Origin of the sequence: Chryseobacterium hilariae, assembly GCF_051400735.1 — a bacterium.
Classification (GTDB): Bacteria; Bacteroidota; Bacteroidia; order Flavobacteriales; family Weeksellaceae; genus Chryseobacterium.
The window spans coordinates 1,024,546-1,038,124 of record NZ_JBLFFJ010000001.1 but is presented as its reverse complement, the minus strand read 5'-3'; the positions used below and the strand labels follow the sequence as shown (position 1 = coordinate 1,038,124).

The window sequence follows — 13,579 nt, the reverse complement described above, 5'->3', positions numbered from 1 at the left end:
TTACAACCGATAATGGCCCAAAACTTAGTTTTATAATTTTATATCTTTGATCTGCCAGCCAGCAACAAAAAAATAACCTATGAAAAAACTCATCTTAATAACTTTGACCTTATGGAGTTCAATGTTTATAGCCCAAAAAATGAATGAAGATGGACTTTTGGGAGATTTTGACGGTAATGGAACAAAAGAATATGCCTACACTAAAGTCAGCGATTGTTCTGATGAATGTGATGGAAAATGTGAAACAACTATTTATTTCAGCGATAAAAAAATAAAAACATTTATAATTTCACCTGCCAAAAATGGAGAATTATACAATCTGGGAGACCTTAATGAAGATGGAAAAGAGGAGATAGGCTTCTATCCGGGCTGGTGTACAAGCTGCTGGCATGTTTTTCATGTATATACGCTTACCAAGACCGGATGGGAAACCTTAGTGCCTTCTATTTCCACACACTGTTCGCAATGGGAAGAAGAGAAGTTTCCTATTAGAAAAGACCCTAAAAAGAAAGGATATGTGATCATTACCTCAAGCATTTGGAAAGATGATGATATTAAAATTGAAACTACAGGTTTGAAGGTGAATTGAGTTGAATTTCGAGGCAAGAGTTGTTAAGCTAATGATTCAGCTTCTAATGTCTGACATCTTGGTTCTTGCCCTTTAACCTCTAAATTTAAATACCTATCTTTGCACCATGGAAAAACTCACTTTTGCGGATTTTGACCTGCCGGTTAAAATTCTTGATGTTTTAGCGGATCTGGAACTATTCGAACCTACACCTATTCAGGAAAAGAGCATTGGCCCTATACTTTCCGGAAGAGATGTAATGGGGATCGCACAGACCGGAACCGGGAAAACATTGGCCTATCTTCTGCCCGTTCTTAAAACATGGAAATACAACAAAACAGGAAATCCTACTGTTTTGATTCTGGTTCCTACAAGAGAATTGGTGGTACAGGTAGCTGAAATTGTTGAGAAACTGACAGAAAATATTACCGCAAGGGTAATCGGAATATACGGAGGAAAAAATATCAATACGCAGAAACTTTTATTTAATAACGGATGTGATATTCTGGTAGGAACTCCGGGAAGAGTGATGGACCTTGCTATTGACAATGCAATTTCATTGAGGGAAGTACAAAAGCTGATTATTGATGAGTTTGACGAGATGCTGAACTTGGGTTTCAGACCGCAGCTTACCCATATTTTTGAAATGATGAAGCCGAAGAGACAGAACATTCTCTTCTCGGCTACCATGACGGAAGCGGTAGATGAAATGCTGGATCAGTACTTTGCTAGCCCGGTAGAAATTTCATTGGCTAAATCAGGAACACCTCTTGAAAAAATTGAGCAGACCGGTTACAAAGTGGAAAACTTTAATACAAAGATCAATCTTCTTGAGCATTTATTGAAGAACAATGAAGATATGTCTAAAGTGTTGATTTTCACAAATAATAAGAAGAATTCTGATCTTCTGTTTTCGAAAATTGATGAGCTTTTCCCTGAGCAGTTTGACGTAATTCACTCAAACAAATCCCAGAACTACAGGCTCAAAGCCATGAAAAGGTTTGAAAACGAAGAGATCAGAGGATTGATTACCACCGATGTAATGGCCAGAGGTCTTGATATTTCAAATATTACCCATGTTATCAACTTTGAGACTCCAGAAATTCCTGAACAGTATATCCATAGAATAGGTAGAACGGGTAGGGCAGATAAAGACGGTAAGGCAATTACTTTCGTGACTAAAAAAGAAGAGGCTTATATTCTTGACATTGAGCTGTTAATGGATAAAGATCTTAAGTTCAATGATTTCCCTGCAGAGGTGAAAATCAATCCTAAGAAAATTGCTTCCGAGGAAGATGTGATCATTATGAAAAATCCTGCACAGGTAAAACTGTACGAAGGAGGAGGAGCATTTCACGAGAAAAAAGATAAAAACAAGAAAGAAAACTGGGGAGGACCTTCCAAAAGGAAAGCACCGAAGAAATTTGGAGCTAACAGAGCCCAGCAGAAATCGATATCAGTATCAAAATCTAAGAAAAAGAAATAAAAAAAATCCCGTTCAGGGATTTTTTTGTTTACAACAGGCATTATTTCATATAAGGTTTCATAATCTTTGCCCATATTTCATAACCTTCCGGAGTGATGTGAAGCATATCTTCAACGAAAAGATCTTTTCTTACATGTCCATTGGAATCTTCCATGGCTTTGGTAATATCTATGAACTCTGCATCAGGTTCTTTTTTCATGAAAGCGGCAATCTTCTTATTCGCTTCTTTCATCTGTGGCCACAGCATTTCGCGGCTCGGGGAATATTTAATGGAAATATAGTCCACTTCAATATTCGGAAATCTTTCACGGACTTTTTTATAGAATGTTTTAAACCTTTTCACCACTACTTTAGCTTTCAGCTCATGGTTGTCTGCAAAATCATTTTCGCCGCAGTAGATAATGATCTGTTTAGGCTGATAAGGGCTTAAAAGATCGTCAGCGAAATCGTTCAGGTCTGTCAATCTTGAACCTCCGAAACCTCTGTTGATAATTGTTTTATCAGGGAAATAGTTCGCAACATCCGTCCATTTTGTAAAAGAAGAGCTTCCTATGAGAAGAATGGCGTCTTTTGGCGGAGGATTTTCCTGATCTGCCTTTTTGAAATCCTGAATGTCCTGCCAGAACATCGGTTTTTTTTCCTGTGAGAAGGACAAGGTAAAATACAGCAGTAGAAATGCTGAAAGAATCTTCTTCATTGTAATCAATTTTTAAAATATCTGATAAATGTAATAAAAAACTCCCGATAAAATCGAGAGTCTGTGCTTATCTTTTATAGGTTACATAAGTGAGATCATCCGTACCATCACCATTCTGATCAAATGTCCCAAACAGGTGGGCAAGTTTCAGATCCTGGCTTGTAAGGACCTCCACTCTGTACCATCTTTCAGTATCATTATCATTTTTAATACTCATCAGCTTGGATTCCTCAGTATACGTAAACTTTCCTTCAGTTTTTCCGCTCATCTGGCAGTCAAGTCCGTTTTCAGTATAATAGGTATAGCTGGTATAATAATCACTTCTGAAGTGCAGAATATTTTTAGCTTCACAGTCAGAAGGAGTTTCTGTTTTAAGCACTGTTTTATTGTCTTTTCCGGAAATAGTTTCTATTTTGCTCACCTTCCAGTCTCCGCTCATCATTTCTAATTCATAGGCTTCGATATTGTCATCTTTACATGAAGTTAGCGCCAAAGCAGAAAAGGCAAATAAAAGTAGCTGTTTTTTCATTTTCACAAATTTAAGAATATGCTAAAATATAAATAAATTTGAAATATCTATAATGAAATCATGCTTTTTTAAACGAATGTTTATAAATAATAGTATTTTTTATAATGAAGATAGAAGAGTGATGCTAAAATGTGAAGGTTTTAGGTTGCAGGAATTAATCCACAGTCTGAAAATTCCGTTTTTGATCAAGACATCAGAAGATATCAAATTTTCATTAAATCATCAACCGTTTACTCTAAAACCTTCAAGCTCCAACCCTAATAGCTCATCTCTACAATCTTATAAACATCCTGAGGTGTCAGTTTTTTATATTCACCAAGTCCGGACCAGTTTCTGTCTGTAAACGCTTTTTCAACCCTTTCAGCAGTACCTTTGTAATCTTCCGTATATTCCGAAAGCCTTGTTTTGATATCCAGGCTGTGGAAAAATTCTTCCATTTTTTTGATTCCAAGTTCTGCTTTTTCTTCCACAGTTCCCTCTTTAACTCCCCAAACTCTTTCAGCATACTGCGCCAGCTTTCCTTTCTTTGTTTCAAAATTATAACGGTAATGGGAAGGAGCGATAACGGCTAATGTTCTTGCATGATCGATTCCGAAATAAGCAGTCAGTTCATGTCCCATGGCATGTACGGCCCAGTCCGTGATTACTCCTTTCTGGATAAGTCCGTTCAGAGCCATCGTACAGCACCACATAAAATTCCCGGCAGCATCATAATCAAAATCATCAGCCAGAACTTTTGGAGCCGTTTCCTGAAGACTAATGAGAATGCTTTCTGCAATTCTTTCCTGAAGATCAGCAGAAGAAGGAGCTGTCATATACTGTTCCAGAACGTGTGTATAAGCATCCGTGATTCCATTCACGATCTGGTTTTTAGGAATTGTTCTGATCACTTCCGGATCCAGTACCGAAAACTGTGGAAAAAGCCCAGGGCCACCTGAAGATAATTTTTCATTAGTTTCTCTTCTCGAAATGACATAACCTGAATTCATTTCAGAGCCTGTTGCCGGCAATGTCAGGATACTTCCGAAAGGCATTCCCTCTCCTTCAAAAGTTCTCACCGAGTTTTTAAGGATTTCCCATGGCTCGCCATCATAGTTAGCAGCGGCTGAAAGGAATTTGGTTCCGTCGATTACAGATCCACCGCCAACAGCAAGAAGGTAGTTGATATTTTTTTCTTTGATAAAGCTTAAAGCGTTGATCAGTACTTCATATTCCGGATTGGCAGGCACGCCTCCGAATTCATACAGATCATGATCCTTCAGAGCTTCCTTTACCTGGTCGTAAACACCGTTGTTTTTGATGCTTCCACCACCATAGATCATTAATATTTTAGCATCTTTTGGAACTTCACGGGAAATTTTAGCGATTTCGCCTTTTCCAAAAAGTATTTTTGTCGGATTTTTAAATTCGAAATTAAGCATTGTTCTAAATTTATTTGATCCAAATTTACGGAAAGCAATATGAAAACAGAGTTAATGAAATTTTAAAATTCCTATCGAAGTCTTTTATAATAACAATATAAATTTTACCGGTTCTGTGAGATCTTAGTTCTGATTTTCCTCACAGAATTTTAATTCGGATGAAAAATATGTTTTTTGAGGTTGCAAAGCAGGAATCAACAAAGTTGATTTCATCCAAGCTATAGTATAAAAATCTGCACAATCTGCTTAATCAGCGAGAATTTTAAATATAGAATATATTGGTATTACTTTCTTACTTCTACAGAGAAATGGGTTGATTACAATTCTCATTCTTAAAATAAACACCATTATTTTTCGACTCCAGTTTTCCGCTTTTTCTGTTGATCTTTATAAAGTAAGATTCTTTAATTTCCGGACAGCCTTTAGATTTTGAGGCATACAGATAAATATGCTTGTCCTCTATTTTATAGGAACCACTCAGTTTATTGCTTGTATCTATTTTAAAACCATAGGTTTGGATTAATAGAATAGCTTCCGGAAGATTGTCAACCGTTCCGATGAAATCTCTCAGTTGCTGTTCATTGGAAAAATATACGGACCTGTCTTTTTTGCAGGCAAGAATATAGGAAAAGCATCGGTTGCCCATACATTGCTGGAAGAAACCCTTCTCAGGAAGAGGCTCGTTGATAGTCATGAAATCCGGCATTTGGCTTTCGTAGATCACAGCTTTTTCAGGATCGGTGTCATTGGTAAGGACTCTCCAGTAACTGTATTCTTTACCAGGGACAATGAACGGGTAGAGTAGTTCGGTATTGTCAAGGATTTCCGGGATTTTTTTGAAATCGGAGGGAACTGTATTTTGGGAAAGTAATAAACCCGGAATCAGAAAAGAGACAATCGAAATAATTTTCATAATTATTATTTTTAAAATAGTTTGAAGACGCTAAACTATTGCAGTACAATTTTATAATATCCTTTTTCGTCTGTGACATCAATGTTTACGCCTGTAAATGTTAATTTATTGATCTGATATCCGTCACAACCTCCCTTAAATTCTGACGAATGTATTGAAAAATCAAAAGCTTTAATATTGGATTGGAAAGTATAATTTTTTGTCCCATTATAAGCACCCACATTTTCTAAAATGATCATATCGTCGGATGTTTTGGTCAATTGTACCCCAACCTGATTTTCGTCCTTTATCGAATAGGCAGTAAGTGTTCCGTTTGTAATCAGATTTTCATCATTAGAATCAACGAATTTAAAAGCTATCGTCTGAGGAGCATTATAGCAGTCTTCACCACAGCTTGTGAGAATAAAAGCCATTAATAGGAATATGAATATATTTTTCATGGGAAGTTGGTTAATTTCTGTAAAAAGTAAAATTAATCATTAAACTGTTGTATTCAAAATTATTATAAACCTGAATTGTTATGGGTCCTAAATATAAAATGGATAAAAGTTATTGAATTAACCCCAAGAAAGAATATTAAAACAATTTTGCTTCGCGATACTTCATTTTTTGTCATTTGTCAATTAATTTAATTCCAAAATCCATTACATTTGTTATATGATACACGACCAACGAGCAGAAAAATTCAGGCAGATCGTGGAGAATAAATTCCAGATCTACAATTCATTATTTATGAGCCTGCCTTATGATAAAATGACCAATATCGGGATGCTTCTTCCCTTCCTTTACGAGGAAAGCCGAAACGGATATGAAGATGGCAAAACCCCTGAGGAAATTGTCGAAGAATTCTTTAAAAACCATACCGATCTCCAGACAGAGGAACAGAAAGTAGAGCTCCTTTTCAAGATCATACAATACATCGAAAGGCAGGTGGTTTTGTTTGACAGTATAGAAGATGCTGCATTCCCAAACCTTCACTCTGAAAGCGACAGCGGAACTGTGACCAATCTTTTTGAACGTTCATACCAGGATCATAAGCTTGAAAAAGTTCGTGAAAAGCTGAAGGATTTTACGGTAAAGGTAGTTTTTACAGCACACCCGACCCAGTTTTATCCAAGTTCGGTACAGAGGATTATCCAGGATTTACGGGGAGCTATTACCAGCGATTCCGTTACCCAAATCGATATGCTTCTGCAACAGTTGGGGAAAACACCTTTCGTTAATAAAGAAAAGCCAACTCCAATTGATGAAGCGCTTAGCATTATTTCCTATTTAAGATATGTTTATTACGATACGATTGGAGAACTGTTTACCAAAATCAAGAAAACGTTTGGAAATGGTCATTTTCATCTTCACGAAGATCTTATTCAGCTTGGCTTCTGGCCAGGTGGAGACAGGGATGGGAATCCGTTTGTAACCGCTGATGTTACCAAAAGAGTGGCAGAAGAGCTCCGTTCCGCGATCCTAAAATCCTATTACAGCCATTTGAAATTTATCAGAAGAAGATTGAGCTTCAGAGGAGTATCTGAAGTGTTGACTCAATTGAGTGATGACTTGTACAGAGCAATTTTCAACGGAAATATAATCACTGCAGAGGATATTCTGAAAAAGGCAGATGAAGCAGAAAAAATACTGGTGAATGATCACAATTCCCTGTTTTTAGACCTTCTGGCGAATTTCAGGGATCGTGTGAAAATTTTCGGAACTCACTTTGCAACGTTGGATGTCCGCCAGGACAGCAGAATTCATCAGAAAGTTATTGATGAGGTTTTTGCAAAAGTATACGGTGCTATTGAAGCCAGTGAAGAAGAAAAATTCAATAAGCTGATTCAGCTTGATAACAAAGTTAATGCAGATCAGTTTGAAGATATCGTTAAAGACACTTTGCTAACGGTTTCACAGGTTGCCGAGATCCAGAATTTAAATGGACAAAGAGGAATGAACCGCTATATTATTTCCAATTCAGATGCCGTAAAAGATGTGATGAATGTGTATGCATTCTTTAAAATCTGCGGATATCAGGATGAAGACATCAGAATGGATATTGTTCCGCTTTTTGAAACCATGGAAGGTCTTGCCAATTCCGAGAATGTAATGAACGAGCTTTATCAGAATCCTGTTTATAAAAAGCATCTTGAAAGCAGAGGAAACCAACAGACGATCATGCTTGGTTTTTCGGACGGAACAAAAGACGGTGGATATCTGAAGGCCAACTGGGAAATTTATAAGGCCAAAGAAGTCTTAACTAAACTTTCCGTTCAGAATGGAATTAAAGTAGTATTCTTCGACGGAAGAGGAGGCCCGCCTGCAAGAGGAGGAGGGAAGACCCATGATTTTTATGCATCACAGGGAAATACCATTGCCAACAATAAAATTGAACTGACCATCCAGGGACAGACGATCACCAGTATTTTCGGAAATAAGGAACAGGCCAAATATAATTTTGAACAGCTTCTGACTGCCGGAGTGGAAAATGATGTCTTTAAAAACTCCAAGAAAGATCTTACAGAAAAAGAAAGAAAACTGATCGCCGAGCTTGCCGATATCAGTTACAAAAAATATTCAGACCTTAAAGCTCACCCAATGTTTGTTCCTTATCTCCAGGAGATGAGCACGCTGGAATATTACGGTAAAACAAATATTGGAAGCCGTCCGTCTAAAAGAGGGAATGGAACTGAACTGAAATTTGAAGATCTTAGAGCGATTCCGTTCGTAGGTTCTTGGTCTCAGCTGAAGCAGAATGTTCCCGGATTTTTTGGGTTCGGGTTTGCCATGCAGCAGATGAAAGAGCAGGGAAGACTGGATGAAGTGAAAGAGCTGTATAAAGGTTCGGATTTTTTCAAAACTTTAGTTCTGAACTCGATGATGAGTATGAACAAATCCTATTTTCCATTGACGTATTACATTAAAAACAATCCGAAATTCGGAGCATTTTGGAATGTCCTTTTTGATGAATATACGCTTTCAAGAGACATTATGCTTGAGCTTACCGGGTTCAAAATGCTACAGGAAGAAGATCCGTTGTCCAGAAAGTCAGTCAAGATTCGTGAGAAGATCGTGCTTCCGTTGTTGAGTATTCAGCAATATGCCTTAATGAAAATCCAGAAAGGAGAGGGAAATAAAGAAGCCTACGAAAAGCTGGTGACCAGATCATTATTCGGAAATATTAACGCGAGCAGAAACTCAGCTTAATATATTATAACAACGCCTCTCAATTTGTGAGGCGTTGTTTTTAACATATGGGTAAAGCCAATTTGATTGATGATAAAAGGTCAAGGATACATCTTCGGTAGTTTATTAAGATAATAGGTTGTATTCCAGCCTAATAATTTCACTTTTGAAGTGTGACAATGAAATGGGTTCAAATCCTTTCCATTGATTTGAACTTGTGGCATTTGTGTTAAAATTTGTGTTATTTGTGGTTAAAAATAAATCCACCATCAGCAATAGCAAATAACTATTCCTTTAAAAATTTTTCATAAAAAACCTGTTTCTTCGTTTGAATTTTCAGATAATAAGTTCCCTTCGGAAAGTCTTCCACTTTTATAGATTTTTGACCATTATTTTTTCTGATCAGCTTTCCTAGATTATCATAGACCTCAAGTAGCAGAATTTCACTTTCAGAAGCAATATTCAAAATATTTTTAACAGGATTTGGGAAAATGGCAAATTTTTCTTTCTTCACCATTTCAGAAGTATTCAATACTTGATTGTAAAGGTTCCCAAAATTAAGAATACCGTAACCCATCTGATCCGTGTGAGCTGGATAAAGTGAAGCGGTCTGTCTCAGTTTTGTTCTCATCAGCTCCCTGTTCATGGAAGGGAAAGCCTGGATAAAACAGGCTACACCACCAGCAGCGATTGGCGTTGCAATGGAGGTTCCGTTTACTGAAGTTAAGGTGCTGTTGTTAACTGTAGCAGATGCAGTTCCTCTTGCGCTTCCATCAGGTTTTACTACGCCGAGTGCATTCGGGCCATATGATGAAAATCCTGAAGAGCTTCCTGTTGCATCTACTGATCCTATGCTGAATACTTTAGCATTGTCTGCAGGAGTCATAATATAATGCCATGGCTGCTGGCCTGAATTTCCTGCTGCTGCAAGAACAAAAATTCCTTTATTGGCAGCTATTTCAGCAGCTCTTGCGATGAAAGAAGTGGTTCCATTCATATCGGAGTAGCTGTAGCTGTACCGGGAATCATCAAAAACGTTGTATCCAAGAGAAGTTGTGATGATATCGACTCCTTTTCGGTCCGCTTCTTCGGCCGCTTCTATCCAGTATAATTCCTCTTCCGGAATTTCGCCAACCGCATTTTCACTGCGGTAAAGATAGAAATCAGCATCCGGCGCTGATCCTACAAATGTATTTTCGATATAGCCGCCGATGGCACCCAGCACAGCAGCTCCATGATTGCTGATCGCAGTGCTGTACACATTATTTGTTTTGGTTACAAAGTCGTAAACAGCTTTAATGTGATTGTTGTTGCGTAATCTTTCAAAGGCAGATCCGGTATCTACATAAGGAAAACCTGCATCAATAACTGCAATGGAAACTCCTGTTCCTGTAAATCCGGCAAGGTGAAGAGGCCTTACATTAATCTGGTCTATCTGTGCGGAACCTGAGCCATAATCAAAGACAGTCAGAGTTTTTTGAGTCTCAGAAGAAAAATTCCATTTATCCTGATGTGCTGTTTTAGGAACAGAATTAGTGTTTCTTGCAAAGCTTCCTACTGACGATACATAGGGTTGGGCCTGTAAAATTGTTATCTGTGCCGGAGTTGCATTTACAGCAGCTCCGTTAAGCCATTTGGAATAATCTGTAACAGTAAAGCCTAGGTTCTGAAGATTTTGGATATAAGACTGTTCAATCGGAGCATCCTGATCATTCAACGGAATACCCAGCGAAGTACGTCTGTTAAGGGATTTTTGAGTCAGTTCCGAAAGGGGATTTGCATAAAAAGCAGCTTTATTCGGTTTGCCTGTAAAATAAACAAAAACAAGCTCCGTTTGTGCATTTACGGTAGAGTAACCCACTAAAAGACAAAAGAGTAAAAGTTTTTTCATAAAGTTATTTTCCATAAAGATAAAACAAAATCAATAAAATTTTTGATAGGATTTTAAATTCCTTATTTTTACACAAATATTTATTTATGAAAAAAATTCAGATGGTTGACTTGCAAAGTCAGTATTACAAAATAAAGAATGATGTAGATAATGCAGTTTTAAATGTAATGGATTCTGCGGCTTTTATCAATGGCCCTGAAGTAAAGTCTTTCCAGAATGAATTGGAATCTTATTTAGATGTAAAGCATGTGATCCCGTGTGCTAACGGAACGGATGCTTTACAGATTGCGCTGATGGCTTTGGACCTGAAAGAAGGAGACGAAGTGATCACCGCAGATTTCACTTTTGCTGCTACAGTGGAAGTTATTCATCTGCTTAAACTGAAATCAGTGCTGGTAGATGTAGATTACGATACATTCACCATTTCTACAGAAGAAATTAAAAAAGCGATTACACCAAGAACTAAGGCGATTATTCCGGTGCATATTTTCGGACAGTGCGCCAATATGGAAGAGATCTTAAAAATTGCAGAAGAGCATAATCTTTACGTCATTGAAGACAATGCACAGGCAATAGGAGCTCAATATACATTCTCTGACGGAACTGAAAAATATGCAGGAACCATGGCAACTGTGGGAACTACTTCATTCTTCCCTTCTAAAAACTTAGGCTGTTATGGTGATGGCGGAGCTATTTTCACCAATAATGATGAACTGGCGCACCGTTTAAGAGGAATTGTCAATCACGGGATGTATGAGAGATATTATCATGATGAGGTAGGAGTGAATTCAAGATTAGACAGTATTCAGGCTGCGGTTTTGAGAAAGAAACTTCCAAATCTTGATTCTTACAATGACGCAAGAAGAAAAGCAGCTGATTATTATGATGAAGCTTTTGCAGGAAACGAAAATATTTTAACTCCAAAAAGGGCAGAATATTCTACTCATGTATTTCACCAGTATACTTTAAGAATCCTGAATGGAAAACGTAATGATTTACAAAAGTTCCTTACAGAAAAGGAAATTCCTGCAATGATTTATTATCCGGTAGCCTTAAGAAAGCAGAAAGCTTATTATCAGGAAAGTAACGATGCAGATTTTGTGAATACAGATAAGCTTTTAGATCAGGTAATTTCTCTTCCGATGCATACAGAACTGGATGAAGAGCAGCTGAAATATATTTCGGATGCTGTGCTGGAGTTTATGAAATAATATGCTTCGCGACGAAAATAAGTTTGCTTATTTCCACATCAATCAGAAATGAAATAAAAAATATAGGAAAACACAACGATTAAAAAAATATTAAACAAAAAAATGGCAATACTTGTTACAGGAGGATTAGGATATATAGGTTCCCACACAGTAGTAGAACTCATCAATAATGGTTATGAAGTTGTTATTGTGGATGATCTATCTAATTCCGAAAGGTTTATTTTAAAGAATATTGAAGAAATTACAGGTAAAAAGCCGGTTTTTTATCCTTTTGATTTAAAGAGAAGAGAACTTCTTACCCAAGTGTTCGATGCCCACAAAATTGAGGGATGTATCAATTTTGCAGCATCTAAGGCCGTTGGAGAAAGTCAGGTAAAGCCTGTGGATTATTATGAAAATAATTTATTTACGCTGATTAACATTCTTCAGGAGTTTAAAGAAAGAGGCATCTCTAATTTTATTTTCAGCTCTTCATGCACGGTGTACGGACAGGCAGAGAAAATGCCGATTGATGAAAATACACCATTGAAAATGCCTGAAAGCGTTTATGGCAAAACAAAACAGATGGGAGAAGAAATTCTGATTGATTTTGCAAAAGCTTACAACAGAAGGATTTCTCTTTTAAGATACTTTAATCCAATCGGAGCTCACCCGTCCGGAAAATTAGGAGAACTTCCATTGGGAGTTCCTAATAACTTAATTCCCTATGTTACCCAAACAGCAGCGGGAATCCGCGAGAAACTGAATATCTGGGGTGATGACTACGACACAGAAGACGGAACAGCAGTACGCGACTATATTTATGTTGTTGATCTTGCTAAAGCCCACGTAAGTGCTCTTAAGAGATTACTGGAGAGCAGCGAAGAAACGGTGATTGATATATTTAATCTCGGGACAGGAAAAGGTTCATCTGTACTGGAAGTGGTGAAAGCATTTGAAACGGCTAATGACGTGAAAGTCCCTTACCAGATCTGCGCCAGGAGAGAAGGGGATATTACCATTGCTTATGCTAATGCGGATAAAGCCGAAAAAGACCTTCACTGGAAATCTGAAACCCCATTGGAAGAATCTTTGAGAACAGTCTGGAAATGGCAGCAATATCTTGAATCCAGAACTGTTTAATTAAATTTAAAAGATAAACAAATTATAAAAACCCTTCCCTCAATATTGGTCTTTTATCGGTTAAAAGAATAATGGTTGTAGCGGAATTTAATTGAACTATTATGAAAACGCAAAAAATAGGTATTACATTTTCTTCATTTGATCTGCTACATGCAGGGCACATCAAAATGCTTGAAGAAGCTAAAACAGTATGTGATTATTTAATTGTAGGTCTTCAGATAGACCCGTCTCATGACCGTCCGAATAAGAACAGGCCTACGCAGACTATTGTAGAAAGATACATCCAGCTGAAAGCAGTGAACGCAGTAGACGAGATTATTCCTTACTATACAGAAGAGGATCTTGAAGATATTTTAAAATCTTTTGTGATCGATGTGAGGATTATCGGTGATGATTATATGGACAGGGATTTCACAGGTAAAAAATATTGTGAAGAGAAAGGTATTGAAATCTTTTACAACAAAAGAGATCATAGGTTTTCCTCCAGCGATTTGAGAAAACGAATTTATGAAGCGGAAAAGGAAAAGTCTTCAAAAGCCGAAGCATTAAAATAAAAAAATCCCGGAAAAT

General features: G+C 37.3%; 12 protein-coding genes. 6 read left to right on the top strand and 6 right to left on the bottom strand.

Going from position 1 to position 13,579, the window contains the following annotated elements; translation table 11 throughout:
• The first annotated feature begins 79 nt into the window (after positions 1–79).
• Both ACMGDK_RS04815 and ACMGDK_RS04810 read left to right on the top strand, forming a co-directional pair.
• Positions 80–589 carry a hypothetical protein gene (locus ACMGDK_RS04815; protein WP_436806885.1) on the top strand — a complete coding sequence of 170 codons (510 nt, stop codon included), beginning with the start codon at positions 80–82 and terminating at the stop codon, positions 587–589.
• A 106-nt stretch (positions 590–695) separates the two neighbouring features.
• A complete protein-coding gene (locus tag ACMGDK_RS04810; protein ID WP_436806884.1) occupies positions 696–2,054 on the top strand; it encodes a DEAD/DEAH box helicase in 1,359 nt (452 codons plus the stop codon).
• A 40-nt stretch (positions 2,055–2,094) separates the two neighbouring features.
• Here the strand turns inward: ACMGDK_RS04810 and ACMGDK_RS04805 are convergent, their stop codons facing one another.
• The 5 genes from ACMGDK_RS04805 to ACMGDK_RS04785 all read right to left on the bottom strand — a co-directional run bounded on the left by ACMGDK_RS04805 (position 2,095) and on the right by ACMGDK_RS04785 (position 6,054).
• Positions 2,095–2,751: a GDSL-type esterase/lipase family protein gene (locus ACMGDK_RS04805; RefSeq protein ID WP_436806883.1), complete on the bottom strand. Its 657-nt coding sequence runs from the start codon at positions 2,749–2,751 to the stop codon at positions 2,095–2,097.
• A gap of 67 nt (positions 2,752–2,818) precedes the next feature.
• Positions 2,819–3,280: a lipocalin-like domain-containing protein gene (locus tag ACMGDK_RS04800; protein WP_436806882.1), complete on the bottom strand. Its 462-nt coding sequence runs from the start codon at positions 3,278–3,280 to the stop codon at positions 2,819–2,821.
• 257 nt (positions 3,281–3,537) lie between these two features.
• The gene (locus ACMGDK_RS04795; RefSeq protein ID WP_436806881.1) at positions 3,538–4,701 is read right to left on the bottom strand and encodes an iron-containing alcohol dehydrogenase; all 1,164 of its coding nucleotides are present in this window, start codon (positions 4,699–4,701) and stop codon (positions 3,538–3,540) included.
• 298 nt (positions 4,702–4,999) lie between these two features.
• Positions 5,000–5,614 (bottom strand): hypothetical protein, encoded by a 615-nt coding sequence (locus ACMGDK_RS04790; RefSeq protein ID WP_436806880.1) that lies wholly within the window; start codon positions 5,612–5,614, stop codon positions 5,000–5,002.
• 35 nt (positions 5,615–5,649) lie between these two features.
• Positions 5,650–6,054, bottom strand: a complete 405-nt coding sequence (locus ACMGDK_RS04785; RefSeq protein ID WP_436806879.1) for a hypothetical protein — start codon at positions 6,052–6,054, stop codon at positions 5,650–5,652.
• Positions 6,055–6,271: 217 nt separating this feature from the next.
• Between ACMGDK_RS04785 and ACMGDK_RS04780 the strand changes: the two genes are divergently transcribed.
• Positions 6,272–8,806, top strand: coding sequence for a phosphoenolpyruvate carboxylase (locus ACMGDK_RS04780; protein WP_436806878.1), 2,535 nt, complete (start codon positions 6,272–6,274; stop codon positions 8,804–8,806).
• Between the two features lie 265 nt (positions 8,807–9,071).
• On the opposite strand, the gene ACMGDK_RS04775 is transcribed toward ACMGDK_RS04780, so the two are convergent.
• Entirely contained in the window at positions 9,072–10,676 is a 1,605-nt protein-coding gene (locus ACMGDK_RS04775; protein ID WP_436806877.1) for a S8/S53 family peptidase, read from the bottom strand.
• Between the two features lie 86 nt (positions 10,677–10,762).
• Between ACMGDK_RS04775 and ACMGDK_RS04770 the strand changes: the two genes are divergently transcribed.
• The 3 genes from ACMGDK_RS04770 to ACMGDK_RS04760 all read left to right on the top strand — a co-directional run bounded on the left by ACMGDK_RS04770 (position 10,763) and on the right by ACMGDK_RS04760 (position 13,563).
• A complete protein-coding gene (locus ACMGDK_RS04770) occupies positions 10,763–11,887 on the top strand; it encodes a DegT/DnrJ/EryC1/StrS family aminotransferase (RefSeq protein WP_426047159.1) in 1,125 nt (374 codons plus the stop codon).
• A gap of 102 nt (positions 11,888–11,989) precedes the next feature.
• Positions 11,990–13,009, top strand: a complete 1,020-nt coding sequence (gene galE / locus ACMGDK_RS04765) for a UDP-glucose 4-epimerase GalE (RefSeq protein ID WP_436806876.1) — start codon at positions 11,990–11,992, stop codon at positions 13,007–13,009.
• A gap of 101 nt (positions 13,010–13,110) precedes the next feature.
• Positions 13,111–13,563, top strand: coding sequence for an adenylyltransferase/cytidyltransferase family protein (locus tag ACMGDK_RS04760; RefSeq protein WP_436806875.1), 453 nt, complete (start codon positions 13,111–13,113; stop codon positions 13,561–13,563).
• Positions 13,564–13,579: the final 16 nt, after the last annotated feature.